The sequence below is a fragment of the Streptomyces sp. NPDC059909 genome, assembly GCF_042730885.1.
GTDB lineage: Bacteria > Actinomycetota > Actinomycetes > Streptomycetales > Streptomycetaceae > Streptomyces.
This window is the reverse complement of record NZ_JBHWKX010000252.1, coordinates 1-274: the sequence shown is the minus strand read 5'-3', so window position 1 is coordinate 274 and position 274 is coordinate 1. Positions and strand designations below refer to the sequence as shown.

Genomic DNA, 274 nt, shown 5'->3' with positions numbered 1-274 from the left:
GGTAGAGGTAGGCGGCCGGGTCCAGCCCCTGGTCACGCAGGACGCCGGCGAACAGCTCACGGGTGGCCTCGTCCAGCTCGCCGCGGTAGAGACGCTCGGCGTCGAGGCCGTGCACGCCCCGGTAGTCGGCGAGGGAGGTGTGGACGGCGATCCACGGCAGCCGGGCCGGGCGGCGGGCCTCGGGCGCCCAGCGCGCGGTGTCCTCGGCGGAGAAGCCGATGCGCCCCTTGTTCAGGACCAGCCAGGGATGACCGGTCTGGTGGCCTTCCAGAGC

Annotated in this window: 1 pseudogene; it reads right to left on the bottom strand. The window is 74.1% G+C overall.

From position 1 onward, the window contains the following. Nucleotides 1-274: pseudogene (locus ACFV9O_RS40620) on the bottom strand (IucA/IucC family protein); the annotation flags it as partial.